Source organism: Streptomyces microflavus (genome assembly GCF_014650075.1).
In the GTDB taxonomy this organism is placed as follows: domain Bacteria; phylum Actinomycetota; class Actinomycetes; order Streptomycetales; family Streptomycetaceae; genus Streptomyces; species Streptomyces microflavus.
The window spans coordinates 393,119-416,258 of the sequence record NZ_BMUG01000003.1; the positions used below are offsets into that span (position 1 = coordinate 393,119).

12 protein-coding genes are annotated in these 23,140 nt (G+C 72.3%); 11 read left to right on the forward strand and 1 reads right to left on the reverse strand.

Features of this window, described 5'->3' with window-relative positions:
• The first annotated feature begins 415 nt into the window (after positions 1 to 415).
• The 7 genes from IE264_RS10750 to IE264_RS10780 all read left to right on the forward strand — a co-directional run bounded on the left by IE264_RS10750 (position 416) and on the right by IE264_RS10780 (position 17,444).
• Positions 416 to 1,357 carry a sterol desaturase family protein gene (locus IE264_RS10750; RefSeq protein ID WP_032756823.1) on the forward strand — a complete coding sequence of 314 codons (942 nt, stop codon included), beginning with the start codon at positions 416 to 418 and terminating at the stop codon, positions 1,355 to 1,357.
• 60 nt (positions 1,358 to 1,417) lie between these two features.
• A complete protein-coding gene (locus tag IE264_RS10755) occupies positions 1,418 to 10,798 on the forward strand; it encodes a non-ribosomal peptide synthetase/type I polyketide synthase (RefSeq protein ID WP_032756822.1) in 9,381 nt (3,126 codons plus the stop codon).
• Positions 10,788 to 12,488, forward strand: a complete 1,701-nt coding sequence (locus IE264_RS10760) for a phytoene desaturase family protein (RefSeq protein ID WP_032756821.1) — start codon at positions 10,788 to 10,790, stop codon at positions 12,486 to 12,488. Before IE264_RS10755 ends, IE264_RS10760 begins: the two co-directional genes overlap by 11 nt.
• Positions 12,485 to 14,182: a phytoene desaturase family protein gene (locus tag IE264_RS10765; protein WP_032756820.1), complete on the forward strand. Its 1,698-nt coding sequence runs from the start codon at positions 12,485 to 12,487 to the stop codon at positions 14,180 to 14,182. The genes IE264_RS10760 and IE264_RS10765 overlap by 4 nt, the downstream gene beginning before the upstream one ends.
• Complete coding sequence (locus IE264_RS10770) at positions 14,179 to 15,234, forward strand: MDR family NADP-dependent oxidoreductase (RefSeq protein WP_015612797.1); 1,056 nt, start codon at positions 14,179 to 14,181, stop codon at positions 15,232 to 15,234. The genes IE264_RS10765 and IE264_RS10770 overlap by 4 nt, the downstream gene beginning before the upstream one ends.
• A gap of 56 nt (positions 15,235 to 15,290) precedes the next feature.
• Complete coding sequence (locus tag IE264_RS10775) at positions 15,291 to 16,487, forward strand: cytochrome P450 (RefSeq protein ID WP_015612798.1); 1,197 nt, start codon at positions 15,291 to 15,293, stop codon at positions 16,485 to 16,487.
• A 153-nt stretch (positions 16,488 to 16,640) separates the two neighbouring features.
• Positions 16,641 to 17,444 (forward strand): phosphatase PAP2 family protein, encoded by an 804-nt coding sequence (locus tag IE264_RS10780; protein ID WP_051821806.1) that lies wholly within the window; start codon positions 16,641 to 16,643, stop codon positions 17,442 to 17,444.
• A 22-nt stretch (positions 17,445 to 17,466) separates the two neighbouring features.
• Here IE264_RS10780 and IE264_RS10785 read toward each other — a convergent pair whose 3' ends face one another.
• Positions 17,467 to 18,048, reverse strand: coding sequence for a TetR/AcrR family transcriptional regulator (locus IE264_RS10785; RefSeq protein ID WP_015612800.1), 582 nt, complete (start codon positions 18,046 to 18,048; stop codon positions 17,467 to 17,469).
• 199 nt (positions 18,049 to 18,247) lie between these two features.
• Here IE264_RS10785 and IE264_RS10790 point away from each other — a divergent pair, with 199 nt between their 5' ends.
• The 4 genes from IE264_RS10790 to IE264_RS10805 are packed head-to-tail and all read left to right on the forward strand — an operon-like array spanning position 18,248 to position 23,130.
• Positions 18,248 to 18,826, forward strand: a complete 579-nt coding sequence (locus IE264_RS10790; RefSeq protein ID WP_015612801.1) for a (2Fe-2S)-binding protein — start codon at positions 18,248 to 18,250, stop codon at positions 18,824 to 18,826.
• Entirely contained in the window at positions 18,823 to 19,815 is a 993-nt protein-coding gene (locus IE264_RS10795) for an FAD binding domain-containing protein (RefSeq protein ID WP_032756817.1), read from the forward strand. The genes IE264_RS10790 and IE264_RS10795 overlap by 4 nt, the downstream gene beginning before the upstream one ends.
• Positions 19,812 to 22,007, forward strand: coding sequence for a xanthine dehydrogenase family protein molybdopterin-binding subunit (locus tag IE264_RS10800; RefSeq protein ID WP_032756816.1), 2,196 nt, complete (start codon positions 19,812 to 19,814; stop codon positions 22,005 to 22,007). The genes IE264_RS10795 and IE264_RS10800 overlap by 4 nt, the downstream gene beginning before the upstream one ends.
• Positions 22,000 to 23,130: an XdhC family protein gene (locus IE264_RS10805; RefSeq protein WP_032756813.1), complete on the forward strand. Its 1,131-nt coding sequence runs from the start codon at positions 22,000 to 22,002 to the stop codon at positions 23,128 to 23,130. Before IE264_RS10800 ends, IE264_RS10805 begins: the two co-directional genes overlap by 8 nt.
• Positions 23,131 to 23,140 lie beyond the last annotated feature (10 nt).

Here is a 23,140-nt window from a genome sequence, read left to right on the forward strand (position 1 = left end):
GCACGCACAACTCGGCGCAGTTGCATGCGCCCGTCACGCGGCACAGGGATGATCCTATGAGGGAATTCCTCGTACAAATTAACTCGACCAGACGCTGCGAACGATTTCCCGCATTCCCTCCGTCCCGGAAATCCTCTGCATGGATGGCGTGCGGCGAACGCCCGGGAAGAGCCCGCCAATTCGGCGACGAGGTGGTGGTTAAAGCTGTGGGAATCGGAAATGAATGATCTGGGCCGATGGAGCTGGGGGGCATCGGTTCACGCCACGGCCCGTTTCATCGGAGCCGGGTGTCCGGAATCGATCGGTACATGAGCAGCTGCTCACGCCCCGGGGTGCCCATCAACCCCTCGGGCGACCTTGACCTGCATCGATGCGATGTTCTCTCCTAGATCACATCTCCTGTGGAGGGTCACGGATGGACGAGTGCGAACGGTCCGCCGATGGCGAGATCGATTCGGTTGGCTATTCGGGCGGCGGGAAGAGCACGGTCGGAATCTCCCCGGCTTCCGTTCTTCGGGTCACCGCCTATCCGCTGCTATTGCTGGCCGTCGTCCTTGTCGGCGCGTCCGCATTGGTGCTGCGCTGGGATCCGGCCATCGTGAGTCCGCTTTTCCTCGTCGGGACCCTGGTGTATCTGGCCATTCTCGAACAGCTGATTCCCTATGACCGGACCTGGCACCCGGGAAAGGACGAGTGGCGCTGGTACGGCATCTACTTTCTGCTCACCATGGCCGGAAGTGGACTCGCGCAACTTCTGGTCACGGCCGCCGTGGGATGGCTCTCCCCCCACGGGCAGACCCATCGCCTCTGGGCCGAGATCCCGGGCGCCCTCCTGGCCGGATCGCTCGTCAGCTACCTGGTGCACCGGCTGGGCCACACCAGCGCCCTCCTGTGGCGCCTGCACGGGGTGCACCACGTGCCGCAGAAGGTCAACGTCGCCAACAACGGTGTCAACCATGTGCTGGACATCGTCCTCGCCCAGAGCCTCGTCCAACTGACCCTGGCCCTGGCCGGATTCTCCCGCTCGGCCGTGCTGGTGACGGGGCTCTTCGTCGTCGCCCAGGGCTATTTCGTCCACGCCAACATCGACGTCCGCATCGGCCGCTTCAACCATCTGCTGGCCAGTCCCGAACAGCACCGCCTCCACCACAGCACCGACCTGTCCGAAGCCGGCCACTACGGCTCCGACCTGTCGTGCTGGGACCACCTCTTCGGCAGCTTCACCTGGCGCCCCGGCCGCGAACCAGCAGCCGTCGGCCTCCACGACCCGGCGTCCTTCCCCGGCACGGGAGAGATCCTCGCCGGCCTTCTGCACCCCTGGCGGCGACGGCCGGGGCCCGGACCGGGGACCGGCTGACCGCGACGCACCCCGCCGCAGCCATCTCCCGCCACACCACGACCACTTGAGGAGTTCGACATGGCCGAAGCGACCGACGCGACCACAGACGCGTTACGTCAGAAGGTGGCGATCATCGGCATGGGCTGCCGCCTTCCCGGCGGCGCCTCGGACCACCGGACCTTCTGGCGGAACCTGATGGCGGGCAAGGACTGCATCACGCCCACCCCGCCCGACCGGTACGACGTGACCACGCTCGGCAGCCGGTTCCGCGACAAACCCGGGCGCCTCGTCGGCGGCCGCGGCGGCTATATCGACGGCTTCGACGAGTTCGACCCCGCGTTCTTCGGCATCAGCCCCCGCGAGGCCGACCACATGGACCCCCAGCAGCGGAAACTGCTGGAAGTGGCCTGGGAGGCGCTGGAGGACGGCGGTCAGCGCCCCGCCGACCTGGCCGGCGAGAACGTCGCCGTCTACGTCGGCGCGTTCACCCTGGACTACAAGATCCTTCAGTTCGCCGACCTGGGCTTCACCTCGCTGGCCGCGCACACCGCCACCGGCACCATGATGACGATGGTGTCGAACCGGATCTCGTACTGCTTCGACTTCCGCGGCCCCAGCCTCTCCATCGACACCGCGTGCAGCTCCTCCCTGGTCGCCGTCCACCTCGCCTGCCAGGCCCTGGGCCGGGGCGAGACCGATCTCGCGCTGGCCGGCGGCACCCTGCTGAACATGGCCCCGCAGTACACGATCGCCGAGACGAAGGGCGGCTTCCTGTCGCCCGGGGGCCACTCCCGTACGTTCGACGCCGCCGCCGACGGCTATGTACGGGCCGAAGGCGTCGGCCTGGTCGCGCTGAAGCGGCTGGAGGACGCCGTCCGCGACGGGGACCGGATCCACGCGGTGATCCTGGGCAGCGGGGTCAACCAGGACGGCCACACCAACGGCATCACCGTGCCCAACCCCGACGCCCAGGTCTCCCTCATCCGCCGGGTCTGCGCCGAGGCCGGCATCGCGCCCGGCGACCTCCAGTACATGGAGGCGCACGGCACCTCCACCCCCGTCGGCGACCCGATCGAGGCGGGAGCCCTGGCCCGCGCCCTGGCCGTCGGACGCAAGCCGGGGGCCCGCGCGTACGTCGGATCCGTGAAGACCAACATCGGGCACACCGAGTCCGCCGCCGGAATCGCCGGGCTGATCAAGACCGTCCTCTGCCTCGAACACCGGCACATCCCGCCCCACATCAACCTGGAGCGCCTCAACCCCGCCATCGACCAGGCCTCGCTGCCGTACGAGATCCCCACCCGGCCGACCCCCTGGCCCGAGCACGAGGGCCCCGCCCGGGCCGGTGTGAACTCGTTCGGATTCGGCGGGACCAACGCCCACGTCGTCCTGGAGGAGGCCCCGGCACCCGCCCAGGACGCAGCCGCTCCCGAGGAACGGGCCTGGAGCATCCTGCCGCTCAGCGCCCGGCACCCGGACGCCCTCCCGGAGCTGGCGGCCGGCATCCGCGGCGAACTGGCAGGGGAGAACGGCCCTGCGGTGGCACTGCCCGACCTCGGCCACACCCTGGCCCACCGTCGCCAGCACCTGCCGCACCGGCTCTCCGTCGTCCACTCCTCGCGCGCCTCCCTCGACGAGGCACTCGCCGCCGTCCAGCGGGGCGAGACCCACCCCAGGGTCGTGCAGGACCGCGCACGGGACGCCGAAGCGCGGCGCCTGGTCTGGGTCTTCACCGGTATGGGACCCCAGTGGTGGGGGATGGGCCGCCAACTCCTGCGGGACGAACCCGTATTCGGAGAGGCGGTCACCCGATGCGACCGCGCGCTGCGGGAGTTCGCCGACTGGTCCCTGATCGAGGAGCTGTCCGCCGACGAATCCGCCTCCCGCATGGGCGAGACCTGGCTCGCCCAGCCCGCCAACTTCGCCCTCCAGGTCGGTCTCGCGGCCCTGTGGCGGGCGCACGGCGTCACCCCGGACGCCGTCGTCGGACACAGCACCGGGGAGATCGCCGCTTTCTACGAGGCGGGCGTCTACTCCCTCCAGGACGCGGCCCGGATCGCGGTGCACCGCAGCCGCCTCCAGCAGACCCTGGCCGGGACGGGCACCATGCTCGCGGTGAGCCTGACCGAGGACGAGGCGGAGCGCCGGGTCCGCCCCCACCGGGACCGGGTCTCGATCGCCGCCGTCAACAGCCCCACCTCGATCACGCTCGCCGGAGAGGCGGACGCCCTGGCCCTGCTGGCCGAGGGGCTGCGGGCCGAGCAGTTGTTCGCCAAGTTCCTCACCGTACAAGTTCCGTACCACAGCGTCGGCATGGAGCGGATCAAGGATGACCTGCTCACGGCACTGGCTCCCTTGGAGCCGCGCCCGGCTCACCTTCCGCTCTACCTCACGGGTTCCGAAGGCGTGGCCCGGGGCGGTGAGCTGGACGCCGACTACTGGTGGAAGAACGTACGCGAACGGGTGCGGTTCCGGGCCGCCGTCGACCGCCTCGCCGCCGACGGCCACCACGTCTTCCTGGAGATCGGCCCCCATCCCGTCCTCGGCCACGCCATCCGCGAATGCCTGGAGGCCACGGGGGCGGCCGGGTCGACGCTGCCCTCGATCCGCCGCCAGGAGGACGAGAGCGAGCGGTTCGCGCTCTCCCTCGCCTCGCTCCACAACCTGGGCGCCGACATCGACTGGGACCTCCTCCAGCCCTCCGGTCGGCCGGTCACCCTGCCCCGCCACCCCTTCCGGCGCGACCGGCACTGGACGGAGCCCCGGGCGGTCGCCCAGGTCCGTCTGGGCCACATCGACCACCCGCTCCTGGGCCGCCGCACCGACCGCACGGAACCGGTCTGGCAGGCCCGGCTGGACACCGAGTCCCTGCCCTACCTCGCCGACCACCGCATCCAGGACACCGTGGTGTTCCCCGCCGCGGGCTACATCGAGATGGCGACCCAGGCCGCCCTCCGGCTCACCGGCGCCACCACCGCCGTCCTCGCCGACATCGACCTGCGCAAGGCGCTCTTCCTGCCCGACGGCGAGGACCGGAACGTGGAGGTGGCGCTCTCCTCACAGGACGCGTCCTTCACCGTCGCCTCCGCCGCGACGGGGGACGACGGGGAGCGGACCGTACACGCGAGCGGGGTCGTCCGCACCGGACAGCGCCGCAGGGCGAAAGCCCCTCTTGACGCCGCCGCCATCCGCGCCCGCACCGTCCGCCGGCTCGACGGCCCCGACTGCTACACCGCGCTGGCCGCCCTCGGCTACCACTACGGCCCCGCCTTCCGCGCCATCGAGGAGGTGTGGATCGGCGCCGGGGAGGTCCTCGCCCGGATCCGCCCGCCCGAGGGGGTCGACGCCTCCGGCCACCACCTCCACCCGGTCCTGCTCGACGCCTGCTTCCAGGCGCTGCTGACCCCGCAGCTCCTCGGGGACCCGGCACCGGAGGCCGGCATCAGGCTGCCCCTCTCGCTGGAGGAGGTCGCCCTCGAACCCATCGGCGACCAGCCGCTATGGGTGCACGCGACCGTGCGCCCCGCTGACGCGGACACCACGCTCGGCGACATCGCCCTGTACGCCGACGACGGTGCCCCGCTGGGCCGGATCCAGGGGTTCCGCGCCGCCGACGTGGAGAAGGCGGCGACCGCCGTCGCCCGGACCACGATCGACTCCTGGCTCGCGGAGACGGTCTGGACGGAGTGCCCGGAGCCGGGGGAGGAGGACCCGCTCGCGCCGGCCGCCATAACGGCCCGGGACCACGGCTGGCTGGTCCTCGCCGACACCCAGGGCGTCGCCGACGCCTTCGCGACGCTCGCCGCCGCCCGGGGCGAACGCTGCCACCTGGTGCGCCGGGGCGAGGCGTACGCCGGGGCGGGACCGGACGGCTCGTTCACCGTGGAGCCGGGGTCCACCGCCGACCTGGAGCGCCTCTTCGCCGACCTGGACCGGGGCGGTGAGCCGTTCCGAGGGGCCGTCCTGCACCTGTGGAACCTCGACCGGCCCTCCCTCGCCGTCTGCGACCCGCAGGCCGTCCGCGACCACACGGGCCCCGGCTCGTACTCCCTGATCGCCCTGGCCCGGACCCTCCTCGCCCGAGGCTCCGCCGGCCGGCTCCACATCGTCACCCGGGGCGCCCAGCCCGTCCTGCCCGACGAGCCCGTCGAACCCCTGGGAGCCCCCGCCTGGGGCGTCGGCCGGGTCCTGCGCCACCAGGAACTCATCGACCACCCGGGCAAGTTGATCGACCTCGACCCCGAGCGCCGGCCGGGCCCCGCCGGGGCCGTCGCCGAGGCGGAGGAGATCCTGCGCGAGGCGCTGACCGACGACGAGGAGGAGATCGCCCTGCGGGCGGGCGTGCGCCGCACCAGCCGCCTCCGCCCCGCCGAGGGCCTGACCCGGCCGCTGCCGCTGCGGCTGCGCGCCGACGGCAGCTACCTGGTGACCGGCGCCTTCGGCGCACTCGGCCGGCTGCTGTGCCGCACGCTCGTCCGGCGCGGGGCCCGCAGGCTCATCCTGGTGGGGCGCACGCCGGTGCCCGCCCGCGAGAAGTGGGGCTCCACCGACCCCGCCACCGCCGAGGGCCGCGCGGTCGGCCTGCTCCGCGAGCTGGAGAACCTCGGCGCCCAGGCCGTCCTGGCCCCGCTCGACATCACCGACGAGGACGCCCTGACCGGCTGGCTCGACGCCTACCGGCGCGCCGGCTCCCCGCCCGTGCGCGGGGTGTTCCATCTCGCCGGACAGGTCCGCGACACCCTGGTCACCGAACTGGACCGGCCCGCCTTCGACGCCGTCCACGACCCCAAGACCGTCGGCGCCCACCTCCTCCACCGGCACCTGCGGGACGAACCCCTCGACCACTTCGTCCTCTTCGCCTCCATCGCCTCCCTCCTCACCACCGCCGGACAGACCAACTACGCGGCGGGCAACGCCTTCCTGGACGCCCTCGCCCACCACCGCCGGGCCCAGGGACTGCCCGCGCTCAGCCTGGACTGGGGCCCCTGGGCCACCGGCATGATCGAGGAACTCGGCCTGGTCGACCACTACCTGCACAGCCGCGGCATGAGCTCCCTGGCCCCCGACGCCGGCATGGCCGTCCTGGAACGCGTCATCGGCCAGGAGCACGCCCAACTGGTCGTCGCCACCGTCGTCAACTGGCCCACCTTCCTGGCCTGGTACCCGTCCCCGCCCCCGCTCGTCACCGCCCTCGCCGCGGCGGCCGCCCCGCCCCCGGCCGCCGCACAGGGCAACGGCTTCCTCGACACCTTCCGCGCCGCCGACGAGGAGACCCGCCGCTCCCTGGTCGGGACACGCTTCGCCGCACTCTCCGCCGCCGTCCTGCGCACCGGCCCGGACCGCATCGACCCCGCCGAAGGGCTCGGCCGGCTGGGACTCGACTCCCTACTGGCGATGGAGCTGCGCGCCCGCATCCACGCCGAGCTCGGAGTCGCCCTGCCCGTGGTCGCCCTGCTCAGCGGAACCCCGGCCGGAGAGCTGGCCGCACAGCTCCACGACGGCCTGGCGGAACTGGCCTCGGCCGATGACCCCGGCGCTACGGCACGGGCCGTCGCACTTCACGACGACCCCTCGCGCTATCCGCTGACGCAGAACCAGAAGGCCCTCTGGTTCCTCAAGCACCTCAACCCCGACGGGTACGCCTACAACATCGGCGGAGCCGTCGAGGTGAACGTCGCCCTCGAACCGGACCTGATGTTCGAGGCCGTCCGCCGCCTCATCGCCCGCCACCCGGCCCTGCGCACCAACTTCCTGCTGGAGGACGGGCAGGCCGTACAGCGGGTCTCCGAGGACGCCGAACCCGACCTCGCCCTCTTCGACGTGCAGGGCGAGGACTGGGACACCATCCACGCCACCATCGTCGCGGAGTACCGCAAGCCCTACGACCTCGCCCACGACCCCCTGGTCCGCTTCCGCCTCTTCAAGCGCGGGCACGACCGCTGGGTCATCATGAAGGCCGTCCACCACATCGTCTCGGACGCCATCTCCACGTTCACCTTCATCGAGGAACTCTTCCAGGTCTACGAGGCCCTGCGCCAGGGACAGGCTCCCCAACTGCCCCCGGTACAGGCCCGCTACCTGGACTTCCTCAACCAGCAGAACACCTTCCTCGCCGGCCGCGAGGCCGCCGGAATGCTCGACTACTGGCGCTCCCACCTCCCCGCCGAGGTCCCCCTCCTGGACCTCCCCACCGACAAACCGCGCCCGGCCGTCCAGACCCACAACGGGGCCTCCGAGTTCTTCGTGCTCGACGCCGAACTCAGCGCCCGTGTCCACGCCCTGGCCCGCGCCCACGACGTCACACCGTTCATGGTGCTGCTCAGCGCCTACTACCTGCTGCTCCACCGCTACTCCGGGCAGGACCACATCGTCGTCGGCTCCCCGGTCACCGGCCGGACCCGGCAGGACTTCGCCTCCGTCTACGGCTACTTCGTCAACCCGCTCCCGCTCCACGCCGACCTCACCGGCGACCCCACGGTCGCCGCACTCCTGGAACAGGTCCGCCGGACGGTCCTGGGCGGCCTGGACAACCAGGAGTACCCGTTCGTCCTCCTCGTCGACGAGCTGGGCCTCCAGCACGACCCCAGCCGCTCGGCCGTCTTCCAGGCGATGTTCATCCTGCTCACCCACAAGGTCGCCACCGAGCAGTACGGCTACCGGCTGGAGTACATCGAACTGCCCGAGGAGGAAGGCCAGTTCGACATCACCCTCTCCGCGTACGAGGACGAGTCGGAGCACCGCTTCCACTGCGTCTTCAAATACAACACCGACCTCTTCCTCCCGCAGACCATGCGGCGGATGGCTGCCCACTACACCCGCCTGCTCGACCGGATGACCCGGGCGCCCGGTGAACACCCCGCCTCCCGGCTGGAGATGCTCGACGACCGGGAACGGGAACAACTGGTGGGGGAGTGGAGCCGCCCCGCCCTGCCCCCGGCCACCGAGGATTCGCCGTTCACCGCGGTCCACGAGCTGATCGGCGAGGTCGCCGCCACCCATCCCACCTCCGTCGCGGTCACCATGCCGCTCCCGGGCGGCGGCGCACGCCGGCTGACCTACGGGGAGCTGGAACGGCGGGCCGCCGAGGGGGCCGCCCGGCTGCGGACCCTGGGCGTCACGGCCGGCTCGGTGGTCGTCGTCTGCCTGGACAAGTCGCCGGAGCTGATCGTCACCCTCCTCGCCGTGCTCAAGGCCGGCGGCGCCTACCTGCCGCTCAGGCCCGACCAGCCCGCCGAGCGCATCGCGCACCTCGTCCGGACGACCGGGGCGGACCTCGTCATCGTCTCCGGCGAACCAGCACGCGAGGGGACCGCGGCGCTGCCGGTCATCACCCTCACCCTCGACGCGCTGCACGCGACCGAGCCGCACCCGGACGGCCCCCGGCAGGACGCCGCCCCGGACTCACCCGCGTACGTCATCACCACCTCCGGCTCCACCGGCCGCCCCAAGGCCGTCCGCGTCAGCCACCGCAACCTCGCCTCCGCGTACGGCGCGTGGCGCCAGGAGTACCGGCTGGAGTCCGACGTCCGGGTGCACCTCCAGATGGCCGAGCCGTCGTTCGACGTGTTCACCGGCGACCTGGTCCGCGCGCTCTGCTCGGGCGGCAACCTCGTCCTGGCCGACCGCGACCTGCTCTTCGACACCGCGCGCCTCTACCGGGCGATGCGTCAGGAACGGGTCGACTGCGCCGAGTTCGTACCCGCGGTGGTGCGGGGCCTGATGGACCACTGCGCGCGGGAGGGGCTGCGGCTGGACTTCCTGCGGCTCCTGGTGGTCGGCTCGGACGCCTGGAAGGTGGGGGAGTACCAGCGGCTCGGCGAGCTGTGCGGTCCCGCGACACGGCTCGTCAACTCCTACGGCCTCACCGAGGCCACCATCGACAGCGCCTTCTTCGAGGGGCCCGTCGACGACCTGGAACCGGGCCTGATGGTCCCGATCGGCCGGCCCCTGTCCAACAGCGCCCTCCACGTCCTGGACGCCCACGGCGAACCCGTCCCGCCCGGGGTCCCCGGCGAACTCTGGATCGGTGGCGAAGGCGTCGCGCTCGGCTATGCCGGGGACCCCGGGCAGACGGCGGACCGCTTCGTCACCCGTACGCTCAGCAAACGACCGGGCGCCCGCCCCGAACGGCTCTACCGGACCGGGGACATCGCGCGCTGGGACGCCCACGGCCGCGTCCACCTGCTCGGCCGCACGGACGGCCAGGTCAAACTGCGCGGCCACCGCATCGAGATCGGCGAGATCGAGGCCCACCTCGCCCAGTGGCCCCCGCTCGCCCGCGCCGTCGTCACCGTCACCACGGACACCGGGGGAGAGGCCGCGCTCTGCGCCTACTGCGTACCGGCCCCCGGCGCCGCGCTCGACCGGCGGGCCCTGCGCCGCCACCTGGCCGGCTCGCTGCCCTCGTACATGATCCCGTCCTACTTCGTCGAGCTGCCCGCCCTGCCGCTCACCGCCAACGGCAAGGTCGACACCGCCGCGCTGCCCGCACCCCGGGCCGAGACCGGGGAGCGGCCCCACGAGGAGCCGGTGACGCTCTACGAGATCAGCGTGGCCCGGCACTGGAAGACCCTGCTCGGCCTCGAACAGGTGGGCCTGGAGGACGACTTCTTCGAGGTCGGCGGCTCCTCCATCAAGCTCATCGAGCTCCTCCACCATCTGCGCACCGAGTTCGGCGTGAGCGTCCCCGTCAGCCGCCTCTACCAGGTCACCACCTTGCACGGTATGGCCGCCACCATGCAGGAGGTCCTGCACAGCACCAGCACCGACGAACTCCCCTATCTGACCTTCAACTCCGGGCAGGCCCCGCACCTCTTCTGCTTCCCGCCCGCCGGCGGCCACGGGCTCGTCTACCGGGGCCTCGCCGCCCAGCTCCCGGAGTACGCCGTCATCGGCTTCAACTACCTGCCGGGCGACGACAAGGTGGCCCGGTACGCCGACCTGATCGAGGCAGCCCGGCCCGAGGGGGCGTGCCTGCTCCTCGGCTACTCCCTCGGCGGCAACCTCGCCTTCGAGACGGCCAAGGAGCTGGAGCGGCGCGGACGCCGGGTGGGCCACGTCGTCATCCTCGACTCCCGCCGCATCATGGAGCGTTACGAGCCCGGGGACGAGGGGATCCGCGTCTTCGAGGCCGAACTCGCGGAGCACCTGCGCAAACACACCGGGTCGGACGCCGTCGCTCGCGAAACCCTCGCCCACGCCGCGGAGTACCTCACCTTCTGCGGCCGCACCCCCAACACCGGAACGGTCGCCGCACCGGTCAGCGTGATCACCGACCAGGAGAAGACCGCCCTGTACGCGGCCGGGGAGCACGGCACGTGGCACGGCAGCTCCACCGGCACCACCGTCGTGCTGCGCGGCTCCGGCCTCCACGCCGACATGCTCGACCCCAAGCACCTCACCCGCAACGCCGCCCTGGTACGCACCGTACTGACGGGAGACGCGGCCCATGGCGGATGACACCCGCACCACCCCGGACACGGCCGACGACTGGAGCAGCCGCGAGCGCACCCCCGGCACCCCGCCCCGCGTCATCGTCATCGGCGCGGGCGTGGCCGGCCTCTCCACCGGCTGCTACGCCCAGATGAGCGGAGCCAGGACCCGGATCTTCGAGAAGCACGTACTTCCCGGCGGCTGCTGCACCGCCTGGTCCCGCGACGGCTACCTCTTCGACTACTGCATCGAGTGGCTGATCGGCACCGCGCCCGGCAATGACGCCCACCAGGTGTGGCGGGAGCTGGGCGCACTCGACGGCAAGACGGTCACCAACTTCGAGCTGTTCAACAAGGTCGAGGACGAGAGCGGCCGCTCGGTCACCTTCTACAACGACCCGGACCGGCTCGAAGCCCACCTGCTGGCGGTCTCACCCGCGGACGCGCCCCTGATCCGGGCCTTCACCCGCGACCTGAAGCGGTTCATCGCCATCGACCTGTACCCGTTCCTGACGGCACCCGCGCTGCGGACCGTACGGGAGCGGGCGGCGACCCTGCGCACGGTGCTGCCTGCCTTCCGGCTGTTCTGGCGGACGGCAGCCACCCCCATGCACGTCTTCGCCGACAAGTTCCAGGACCCGCTGCTGCGGCGGGCCTTCCGCAACATCTTCTTCCAGGACCCGGAGGGCTTCCCGCTCCTGCCGTACCTGTTCAACATGGCGGCGGCGTACCACCTCAACGCCGGTTTCCCGCAAGGCGGTTCGCTGGGCCTCTCCCGGTCCGTCGAGGAGCGCTACCTGGGCCTGGGCGGGAACGTCACCTACCGGGCCCGTACGGAGAAGGTCCTGGTCGAGAACGACCGCGCCATCGGCATCGAACTCCGCAACGGGAAACGCTACTTCGCCGAACACGTCGTCTCCGCCGCCGACGGCCACACCACCGTCTACGGGCTGCTCGGCGGCCGGTACACCGGCCCCAGGATCGACAAGCTCTACACCGACCTCCTCCAACGGCCCGGCACCCTCTTCCCCGCGGTCGTCTCCGCCTTCGTCGGACTGCGCGGCGACCTCGACCCCGGCGAGGCCCACAGCACCACCCACCTCCTGTCCGACGAGGACGGGAAGGGCCTCCCCGGCGCCCTGCAGAACAGCCTGGTCGTCCAGGCCCGCTCCCGGTACTCCGACGGCTTCGCACCCCCGGGCCGCTCCGTCCTGCACTGCACCTACTTCAGCGACTACGCCTACTGGAAGGAGCTGCGCACCAGGGACCGCAAGGAGTACCGCCGACGCAAGCAGGAGGTGGCCGACTTCGTCCGCGCCTTCCTGGAGCGCCGCTCCCCGGGCATCGGCGACCGCATCGACCTCGTCGACGTCGCCTCGCCCGCCACCACCCACCGGTACACCGGCAACCACAACGGCTCCATCCTCGCCTGGAAGGCCTTCTCCGACGCCGACGACGTCGCCGCCCGCCTGGTCGGGCGGGACCGGATGCGGCTCCCCGGCCTGAGCGGCTTCTCCATGGCGGGCCAGTGGGTCGGCATGGGCGGTCTGATCCGCGCCGCCTCCACCGGCCGCTTCGCCACCCAGTACCTCTGCCGCGAACTGGGCCTGGAATTCCGGGCGTGGGAGAGCGAAGCCACCGAGCCCTGGCACACCGGGAAGCTGGGCGACCTGCCCCAGCTCGACCGGTGGTCAGCACGGGAGGACACCAGTTCATGACCGACAGGACCAGTCGCGACCCCCGCCGCCCCCGGGAATCGATGATCATCATCGGCGCCGGCCTGGGAGGCCTCTCCACCGGCTGCTACGCCCGGATGAACGGCTACCGCACCCACATCCTGGAGATGCACGAACTGCCCGGTGGCTGCTGCACCGCCTGGGAGCGCCGCGGATTCACCCTGGACGCCTGCGTCAGCTGGCTCCTCGGCAGCGGCCCCGGCAACGAGATGCACCAGATCTGGCTGGAGCTGGGCGCCTTGCAGGGCAAGGAGATCCGCCACTTCGACGTGTTCAACGTCGTGCGCGGGCAGGACGGCCGGGCCGTCCACTTCTACTCCGACCCGGACCGGCTGGAGGCCCACCTCATCGGGATCTCGCCCGCCGACGCCCGTACCGTACGCAAGTTCTGCGCCCAACTGCGCAGCTTCCGCAAGGCGCTTGCGGTCTACCCGTTCCTCAAACCCGTCGGGCTGATGGGCCGCGTGGAGCGCTGGCGGATGCTCGCCTCGTTCCTCCCGTACTTCAACGCCGTCCGTACCACGATCACCGTCCTGATGACCGAGTACTCGGCGAAGTTCAAGGACCCGCTCCTGCGGGAGGCGTTCAACTTCATCCTGTACGAGAAGCACCCGAACTTCCCCGTCCTGCCCTTCCACTTCCAGCTCGCCTCCCACGCCAACCTCTCCGCGGGTGTCCCCGAAGGCGGCTCCCTCGGTCTCGCCCGGTCGATCGAGGCCCGCTACCGGCGGCTCGGCGGGGAGATCTCGTACAACACGAAGGTCGAGACGGTGATCGTCGAGGACGACCGCGCGGTGGGCGTCCGGCTCAGCGACGGCCATGAACTGCGCGCCGACATCGTGGTGTCGGCCTGCGACGGCTACACCACCACCATGAAGTTCCTGGAGGGGAAATACCTGGGCGAGGAGTACCGCAAGCTCTACACGCGGACCATCCACGAACCGGGCATGGTCTTCCCCGGCTACTTCACCCTCTTCCTCGGCCTCTCCCGCCCCTTCCCCGAAGGGGACCCCTGCACGACGTACCTGCTCGACGAGGCCACGGCGGCCGAGCTCACCGGCATCCGCCACGCCAGCATCAACGTCCAGTTCCGCAACCGCCATTTCCCCGAACTCTCCCCGGACGGCACCACCGTCGTCTACGCCACGTACTTCTGCGACATCGCCCCCTGGCGGGCCCTGGACGAAGGGCCCGAGCAGGTCACCCGCACCCGCGGCGGCCAGGAGCTGCACACCCTGCCCGTACGTCACGGCCGCGGCTACTACGCGGCCAAACGGCGAGCACGCGAGACGCTCGTGGACTTCCTGGAACAGCGCTTCCCCGGCATCCGCGACGCCATCGTCGTACGCGATGTCTCCAGCCCGCTCACCCAGGTCCGCTACACCGGCAACTACGACGGCACGGTGCTGGGCTGGCAGCCCTTCGTGGAGAGCGGCGAGACGCTCGAAGAGCTCGTCAAGAAGCACGGCCCGGGGCTGCCGGGCCTGACGGACTTCTACCAGTCCGGCGTCTGGGCCACCACCGGCGGGCTGATCCGGGCCGCCGCCGCCGGACGCCACGTCATGCAGTTCATCTGCCGCGACGACGGCAAACCCTTCACCGCGTCGGTCGACCGCACCGCGCCCCCGCCGACCCACCGCGTCATCCCCGTACCGACGTCAGGGAAGAGCACATGAAGATCGAGAAATGGGTGGTCCGCGAGCACGTCGAGGGCGTGCCCGACGTGGACCGCGTCTACGAGAAGGTCGTCGAGAACGTCGACGTGACCCTGGCCCCCGACGAAATGCTCCTGCGCACGCTGTACGTCTCCGTCGACCCCTACCTCCAGGGCATCGCCCTCGACACCCCGATCGGCACCCACATGGGCGCCGACTCGATCATGGAGGTGGTCGAGGCCGGGCCGCGCGCCGCCCACCGCGTCGGCGACCTCGTGCAGGGCTTCGGCGGCTGGCGCTCCCACGTCGTCTCCACCGGCGCGGCCGAGCTCTGGCAGACCGGCACGTTCCCCATGGTCTTCCCGGCCTACCGCAGACTCGACCCCGGGTGGTACGACGACGCCCTGCCGCTCCCGACCGCGCTGAGCGTGATGGGCGGGCCCGGGATGACGGCCTGGGGCACCCTCGCCAAGTACATGACCATCAGCCCCGGGGACACCCTCGTCATCAGCGGGGCCTCCGGAGCGGTCGGCGCGCTCGTCGGCCAGCTCGCCGCGCTCGCGGGCGCCCGGGTGATCGGGACCACCTCGTCCCCGCAGAAGGCTGAGTACCTCCTCGGCCTCGGCTTCGACACGGTCATCGTCTACCGGCACACCGACAGCGCCGGCACCGTCCGCGAGGCGCTGACCCGCGCGGCCCCCGACGGGGTCGACCGCTACTTCGACAACCTCGGCGGCACCGTCACCGACGTGGTGTTCTCCATGCTCAACGTCGGCAGCCAGGTGGCGGTGTGCTGGCAGTGGGCGACCCAGGTCGGCAACGAGGGGACCGGCCCGCGCCTCCTGCCCTACCTGATGTTCCCGCGCGCGACGGTCCGCGGGATCTTCTCGCTGGAGTGGTTCACCGAGCAGAACTGGAAGGACCTCCACGCCGAACTGGGCGGCCGGGTCCGGCGCGGCGAGGTCGTCTGCGACCACACCCTCCACCACGGCTTCGACGCCATCCCCGCCGCCTACGGGAGCCTCTACCGCGACCGGGCGGAGAGCCGGGGCAAGGTGCTGGTCGCGCTCTGAGGTCTGCCGCCGCTCCCCATCCTTCCCCCCTTGTACGCCCCGTCCCGGGAGGCACGTTGACCACCACCGATCCCACCGGCACCGACCCGTCCCTGATCCCCCTGCACTGCCTGCGCTTCGAGGAACCGGGCCCGCCCCGCCTCGATGAACTGCCGGGCGGCGCCCCCGCCTGGCTGGTCAGCCGGCACGCCGACGTCCGCCAGGTGCTCTCCGACCCCCGCTTCGGCCGGGCCCAGCTGTACGCCGCCGACGCACCGCCCCTCTCCGACGTACCCGACCTCGTGAACAACCCCGACCTGATGTTCAACCAGGACGGCCCCGACCACCTGCGGCTGCGCCGGACCCTGCGCCGCGCGTTCACCCCGAGGGCCGTCGCCCGCTGGCGGCCGTGGATCGCCGCGATCGTGGAACAGCTCCTGGACCGGCTGGAGGGCCGGTCGGGACCGGTCGACGTGGTGGAGGAGTTCACCCTTCCGCTCCCGGTGGCGGTGATCAGCAGGCTGATGGGCCTGGACGACTCCGCCCGCGACCGGATGCGCCACTGGAGCGAGCACGCGTTCTCGGACGGCTCCCACTCCGGGGAGGAGGTGGAATCCGTACTGAAGGAGTTCAGCGCGTTCGGCGCGGAGCTCCTCGCGGAGCGGCGGCGCGACCCCGGCGACGACCTGATCAGCAGCCTGGTGAGGGCCGCCGACGAGGAGGGCGGGCTCCCCGAGGCGCAGCTGGTGAGCCTGGTGTGCGGGCTCGTCGTCGGGGGCCACGACAGCACGATGACCATGCTGGGCAACGCACTGCTCTTCCTCCTCGGCGACCGCCCGGAGAGCTGGCCCCGTATCGGCGCGGACGGGGAGGCGGCCGGAAGGGTGGCGGACCGGCTCATCCACCTCATCCCGCTGGGCGACGACAGGGGGACGGCACGCCACGCCTCCACGGACGTCGAGGTCGGCGGGGTGACGATTCCCGCCGGTGCGGTCGTCCTGGCCGACTGTGGGGCTGCCAACCGGGACCCCGAGGTCTTCCCCCGTCACACGCTCGACGACCTGTTCGCCCCGCTGGAGGCCCCCACCCTCTCCTTCGGGGCGGGCGCCCACTACTGCCTGGGCGCCTGGCTGGCCCGTACGGAACTCCAGATCGCCCTGCACCGCCTGGCCGCCCGCTTCCCCGGCCTGCACCTGTCGGAGCCCCCGGACTCGGTCGTCTGGCGGACCGGAACGACGTCACGCAGCCCGCGGAGGCTCCATGTGAGCTGGTAGATCCGTTACGGGCCCGGTTCTGGCAGGCCTGACCTACGGCTGCGCGGGCAGGCGGGGTAACGCCGGGGAAGCACACGCTTCCCCGGCGCCGCCGCCCGGTGGGAAGCCGCCCGGCCGAGGCCCGGTCCGACCACCGCCGATCCAGGAACCCGAATGCCCGCACCCACCATGACGCCGCACGCCGACGGCCCCCGCGCCCGCCGCGCCGACCGCCGCTTCGGCATCCGCCTGCTGGCAGCCGTGGCCGCCGCGGCCGCCGCCGCGATCCCCTTCGCCCTGCTCCTGGTCCTCGTCGAGGCGAGCTGGCCCCCGCTGCGGCGCATCGACGCGGGGGCCGCCCGCCGACTGCACGGCATCGCCCTCGAACACCCTGCGTGGACCGGTACGCTGCGCGTCCTGTCCGACTGGGTGTGGGACCCGGCGACCCTGCGGATCGCCGTCGCCCTGCTCACCCTGTGGCTCCTGCACCGGCGCGCCTGGCGCCTCGCCGCCTGGGCGGCGGTGACGGCGACCGGCGGCGCGCTGACCGGGGTGCTGGTCAAGGTGGTCGTCGAGCGGGCGAGGCCGTCCCTGGAGGACCCGGTGGCCCAGGCGCCCGGCTACTCCTTCCCCTCGGGGCACGCGATGACGGCGACCACGTCGTTCGCCGTGCTGCTCCTGGTCCTGCTGCCGATGGTGCCGCGCGCCTGGCGTGCGCTGTGCTGGGCCGTGGCGGTGGTGTCGGTGCTGGGCGTGGGCTTCACCCGGATCGCGCTCGGTGTGCACTGGTTCAGCGACGTCATCGGCGGCTGGCTGCTCGGCGCCGCGGTCGTGGTCCTGACCGGCTGGGCCTTCGAGGCCTGGCGGACCGATGCGGGGCGCCGCCGCAGCGACGTGACCGAGGGCCTCGAACCCGAACTCACCGACGAGGACCCGGAGTCGCCGGCCCCGGCCCGACCCGGGCCCGCCGACGGATGACCGGCCCGGTCGGCCCGGCCGGTCAGCGGCCGGGCGCCCCCGCGCGCAGTCCGTCCATCACGAAGTCCAGCAGCCGGGATGCCCTCGGCCGCCAGTCCTCCCGCGGATCGAGCTGCCAGAGGCCCGCGATGGCGAGAAAGAAGTCCTCCGGCGTCACTCCGGTCCGGATGGTGCCGGCCTCCTCGTTGGCGCGGAGCAGTGCTCCGGCGGCGGCCATCACCGGGGCCGGGCCGGGCTTGGCCGGGCCGCCCGGCGCGCTCGTGACCAGCCGGATGGCGTCCGCGAGGCCCGCCTTGGTCATCGCGAAGAGGGCGAGCCGGTCCATCCACTCGCGCAGGGCCGCTTCGGGTGCGCGGGCGCACAGCAACTCGGCGGCCGCGTCGGCCACCTGCTGCATCTCGTAGCGGTAGATCTCCAGGACGAGCGCTTCGCGGTGCGGGAAGTTGCGGTAGAACGTGCCCTGCCCGACGCCCGCCTTCTTGGCGATCGTGCTCAGAGGGACGTCCGGACGCACCGTCAGTTCGGCCATGGCGACGTGCAGGATGCGCTCGCGGTTGCGCAGCGCGTCCGACCGCAGGGGAACGTCCTTCTTCGGCTGGGACACGCGTCCTCCTCACGGGTTCGTGGCCGAATCCCGTCCTTGTGAAAGCGGACAGCTGTCCGTTACGTTGGCGAGTGAAGCGGACAGTAGTCCGGTTAGGTCCACCTTAGCGCGGCGCGCCCCCGGCATGCACCGGGCGGCCGCCCCCGGACCGCTGCCGCAGCGCCGAACTCCCGTCACCGGACACCGAAGAAGGCTGATCATGGCCCCAGCGCCCGCGTCGACCACCAGCCCGATCACTCTGCACATCAACGATGAGAAGCACCACCTGTCCGTGGACCACCGCACCACGCTGCTCGACGCCCTGCGCGAGCGCCTCGACCTCACCGGCACCAAGAAGGGCTGCGACCAAGGGCAGTGCGGGGCCTGCACCGTCCTGCTCGACCGGCGCCGCGTCGTCTCCTGCCTCACCCTCGCGGTCGCGGCCGAGGGGCGCGAGATCACCACCATCGAAGGCATCGCCGACGGCGACGACCTGCACCCCGTCCAGCAGGCCTTCCTCGACCTCGACGGCTATCAGTGCGGCTACTGCACACCCGGCCAGATCTGCTCGGCCATCGCCGTCATCGAGGAACACGCGGCCGGCTGGCCGAGCGCCGTCACGGACGACGTACGCCCCGAGACACCACCACTCCCGCTGACGCCCGACGAGATCCGCGAGCGGATGAGCGGCAACCTGTGCCGCTGCGGCGCCTATGTCTCGATCGTCCAGGCGGTCGCCCGTGGCGCCGAGGCCCACGAAGAGGCCCGTACCGCAGCCGTCGAGGAGGCCGCCGCATGAGGGAGTTCGACTACCGGCGCGCCCACGACGTCACCGGCGCGGTCGCCCTGCTCGCGGCCGACCCGGAAGCACGGTTCCTCGGGGGCGGCACCAACCTCGTCGACCTGATGAAGGCCGGCGTGGAACGGCCCGGCCGACTCGTCGACGTCCGCGAACTGCCCCTGGACCGCATCGAACCCACCGCGGACGGCGGCCTGCGCATCGGCGCCACCGTCACCAACAGCGACCTCGCCGCCCATCCCGAAGTCCGGCGCCGCTATCCGGCGCTTACCCAGGCCGTCCTGGCCGGTGCTTCCGGTCAGCTGCGCAACATGGCCACCATCGGAGGCAACCTGCTCCAGCGCACCCGCTGCGGCTACTTCTCCGACGTGAGCAGTCCATGCAACAAGCGCGTCCCGGGAAGCGGCTGCCCGGCCATGGCCGGTGAGCACCACAACCACGCGGTCCTCGGCGCCTCCGACCACTGCGTGGCCACGCACCCCTCCGACATGGGCGTGCCCCTGACGGCGTTCGACGCCCAGGTGGCGTACGAGAGCCCCGACGGGCCGGGCGAGGTGCCGCTCACCGATCTCTACCTCCCCGTCGGTGACACCCCGCACCGCGAGACCACCCTGCCGCCGGGCGCGCTGATCACCCACATCGGCCTGCCGGCGGCGCCCGTCGCCGCCCGCTCCCGTTACCGCAAGGTGCGCGAACGGGCCTCGTTCGCCTTCGCCATCGGCTCGGTCGCCGCCGCTCTGGACATCGAGGACGGACGCGTACGAGAAGCCCGGCTCGCGCTCGGGGCCGTCGCCTCCCGGCCCTGGCGTGCTCGCGCGGCCGAGTCCGTCCTGACCGGCGCTCCGGCCACCGGCGCCACGTTCGCCGCCGCCGCGGACGCCGAACTCGCGGCCGCCAGGCCGCTGCCCGACAACGGATACAAGGTGACCCTCATGCGCAACCTCGTGGTCTCCGTCCTGACCGAACTGGCCGAGGGGGACCTCCGATGACCACCACCACGCCGGGCCCCCGGGCGCTGCGCGGCGCCGTCGGCACCGCCCACACCCGCGTGGAGGGCCGCGACAAGGTCACCGGCGCGGCCCGCTACGCCGGTGAGATCCCCTTCGCCGAGCTGGCCCACGGCTGGCTGGTCCTCTCCACCGTCACCCGCGGCAGCATCCGTACGATCGACACCGCCCCGGTCCTCGGCATGCCGGGCGTCCTCACCGTGCTGCACCACGGCAACGCCCCGCGCCTGCACACCGACTACATCGGCATGCTCGGCACCCCGCCGGACCCGGCCTCCGCCGTCTTCCAGGACGACCGGGTCCCCTTCGCCGGCTGGCCGGTCGCCCTGGTCGTCGCCGAGACCCCCGAGCAGGCCAGGGAGGCGGCCGAGGCGCTCGTGGTGATGTACGACGAGGAGCCGCACGACACCGTGCTGGTCGCGGACGACCCCGCAGCCTACGCCGCCGCAGGCCATATGCCCGCGGAGACCGGAAAGGGGGATCTGGAGGCCGAACTCGCTGCCTCCGCGGTCGTGCTGGACGAGGAGTACACCACTCCCGAGGAACAGCACAGCATGATGGAACCGCACGCCGCGACCGCCCGGTGGGACGGTGGCCGGCTGGAGGTCGTCGACTCCAACCAGGGCACCACCTGGGTCCAGTCCGAACTGGCCACGATGTTCTCGCTCGACGCGTCCTCGGTGCGGGTGCGCTCCGAGCACATAGGCGGCGGCTTCGGCAGCAAGGGCCTGCGTGCTCATCAGGTGTCCGCCGTCATGGCCGCCACCGCGCTGCACCGGCCGGTGCGGGTGGTGATGACCCGCCGCCAGACGTTCTCGCTGGCCGGATACCGCAGCCCCACCACTCAGCGGGTCAGGCTCGGGGCCGACCCCGACGGCAGGCTCCGGGCCCTGGAGCACCGCTCGCTCAACCAGACGTCGACCGTGTACGAGTTCGTCGAGCCGAGCGCGGGAGTGGCCCGGGTGATGTACGACGCCGACGCCCACCGCACGGCCAACCGCGTCGTACGGCTCGACGTGCCGTCCCCGACCTGGATGCGGGCCCCGGGGGAGGCACCGGGGTCGTTCGCGATCGAGGCGGCCCTCGACGAACTCGCCGAACGCACCGGCCTCGACCCGATCGAACTGCGCCTGCGCAACGAGCCGGATGCCGGGCCCGTCTCCGGGCTCCCGTTCAGCAGCCGCAACCTGGCGGCCTGCTTCCGCGAAGGGGCCCGCAGGTTCGGCTGGGCCGACCGCGACCCGCGCCCCGGCGTGCGCCGGGAGGGACGCCGACTGCTGGGCACCGGAACGGCGGCGGCGTCCTTCGGCGCCGGAGCGGGCCCCTCCACGGCCCTGGTGACGGCGGAGGCCGACGGTTCCTTCACCGTACGGATCGCCGCCGCCGACATCGGCACCGGCGCCCGCACCGCGCTCACCCTGATCGCCGCCGACGCCCTGGAGACCGTGCCCGAACGCGTCCGGGTCCGGATCGGTGACAGCGACTTCGGCCCCGCGATGATCGCCGGCGGATCGATGGGAACCCGCTCCTGGGCCTGGGCGATCACGGCGGCCGCCGCCGAACTGCGGGAGCGGCTCGCGGTGACGAGGACCATCCCCCCGGAGGGGATCACGGTGCGCTCCGACACGACCGAAGCCCTCCGCGCCCTCGCGCAGAAGGAGCGGCACTCCTTCGGGGCCCAGTTCGCGGAGGTCGCCGTGGACGTCGACACCGGCGAGGTCCGCGTGCTGCGCATGCTGGGCATCTTCGCCGCGGGCCGGATCGTCAACCCGCTCACCGCCCGCAACCAGCTCGTCGGCGGGATGACCTGGGGTATCTCCATGGCCCTGCACGAGGAGGCGGTCCGCGACCGCAACACCGGCCGCCACTACGCCCCCGACCTGGCCGGCTATCACGTGGCGACGCACGCCGACGTTCCCGCCGTCGAGGCCGACTGGGTGGACGATCACGACCCGGACGACCCGGTCGGCATCAAGGGCGTCGGGGAGATCGGCATCGTCGGCGCGGCGGCGGCCGTCGCGAATGCGGTGTGGCACGCCACCGGCGTACGCCACAGGAATCTGCCGATCCGCCCCGACCGGATCCTCGCCGCGTCGGCGTCGGCGTCGGCGTCGGCGTCGGACCGGGCGGGCACGGGCACGGCCCCGGCGGACGGCGGATCGGCCGATGCTTGACATTGCCGACGAGCTGCACCGCTGGATGGCGCAGGGGCGGGAGTTCGCCGTCGCCACCGTCGTCTCCGTCGGCGGCAGCGCCCCGCGGGGGCCCGGCGCCGCCCTCGCCGTCGACAGCGAGGGTACGGCGATCGGCTCGGTCTCCGGCGGCTGTGTGGAAGGCGCGGTCTACGAGCTGTGCGCCCAGGCCCTCCAGGACGGCCGGGCCGTGCGCGAACGTTTCGGCTACAGCGACGAGGACGCTTTCGCCGTCGGCCTGACCTGCGGTGGAGTCATCGACGTCCTGGTGACGCCGGTCCGGGCGAACGCGCCGGGGCGGCAGGTGCTGGGGGCCGCGCTGTCCGCCGCGGCATCCGGAGCGGCAGCGGCCCTGGCCCGGGTGGTGCGCGGTCCGGACGGCTTCCTGGGACGGTCCCTGCTCGTCCGCCCGGACGGCACCCAGGAGGGCGGGCTAGGCGGCCACGCCGAGCTGGACCGTACGGCGGCGGCCGAGGCCCGGGCCCTGCTGGAGACCGGCCGCACCGGCACCGTCACCCTCTCCGAGGACGGCTCGCACTGCCCAGGCGGGCTCACCCTGCTTGTCGAGACCAGCGTGGAACCGCCCCGCATGATCGTGTTCGGTGCCGTCGACTTCGCCGCGGCGCTGGTGCGGGCCGGCAAGTTCCTGGGCCACCACGTCACGGTGTGCGACGCCCGGCCCGTCTTCGCGACCCGGGCCCGGTTCCCCGAGGCGGACGAGGTCGTCGTCGACTGGCCGCACCGCTATCTGCGCCGCACCCGGACCGACGGACGCACGGTGCTGTGCGTGCTCACGCACGAGGCCCGGTTCGACGTGCCGCTCCTCGCGGAGGCGCTGCGGAGGCCCGTCGCCTTCGTCGGTGCCATGGGCTCACGCCGGACCCACGAGGACCGGCTGCGGAGACTGCGCGAGGCCGGGCTGGGCGAGGGGGAGTTGAAGCGCCTGCGGTCGCCCATCGGCCTGGACCTCGGCGCCCGTACGCCCGAGGAGACGGCCCTGTCCATCGCCGCGGAGATCGTCGCGGCCCGGCGCGGCGGCACGGGCCTGCCGCTGACCGGCGGGGCGGAGCCCATCCACCGGGACCTGTCGGGGGCGGCGGCCTGAGGGTACCCAC

Coding starts and splice junctions, on each gene's coding strand:
- IE264_RS10750 (WP_032756823.1), top strand. CDS start 416: ATGGACGAGTGCGAACGGTCCGCCGATGGCGAGATCGATTCGGTTGGC.
- IE264_RS10780 (WP_051821806.1), top strand. CDS start 16,641: ATGCCCGCACCCACCATGACGCCGCACGCCGACGGCCCCCGCGCCCGC.
- IE264_RS10805 (WP_032756813.1), top strand. CDS start 22,000: ATGCTTGACATTGCCGACGAGCTGCACCGCTGGATGGCGCAGGGGCGG.
- IE264_RS10755 (WP_032756822.1), top strand. CDS start 1,418: ATGGCCGAAGCGACCGACGCGACCACAGACGCGTTACGTCAGAAGGTG.
- IE264_RS10800 (WP_032756816.1), top strand. CDS start 19,812: ATGACCACCACCACGCCGGGCCCCCGGGCGCTGCGCGGCGCCGTCGGC.
- IE264_RS10790 (WP_015612801.1), top strand. CDS start 18,248: ATGGCCCCAGCGCCCGCGTCGACCACCAGCCCGATCACTCTGCACATC.
- IE264_RS10770 (WP_015612797.1), top strand. CDS start 14,179: ATGAAGATCGAGAAATGGGTGGTCCGCGAGCACGTCGAGGGCGTGCCC.
- IE264_RS10795 (WP_032756817.1), top strand. CDS start 18,823: ATGAGGGAGTTCGACTACCGGCGCGCCCACGACGTCACCGGCGCGGTC.
- IE264_RS10765 (WP_032756820.1), top strand. CDS start 12,485: ATGACCGACAGGACCAGTCGCGACCCCCGCCGCCCCCGGGAATCGATG.
- IE264_RS10760 (WP_032756821.1), top strand. CDS start 10,788: ATGGCGGATGACACCCGCACCACCCCGGACACGGCCGACGACTGGAGC.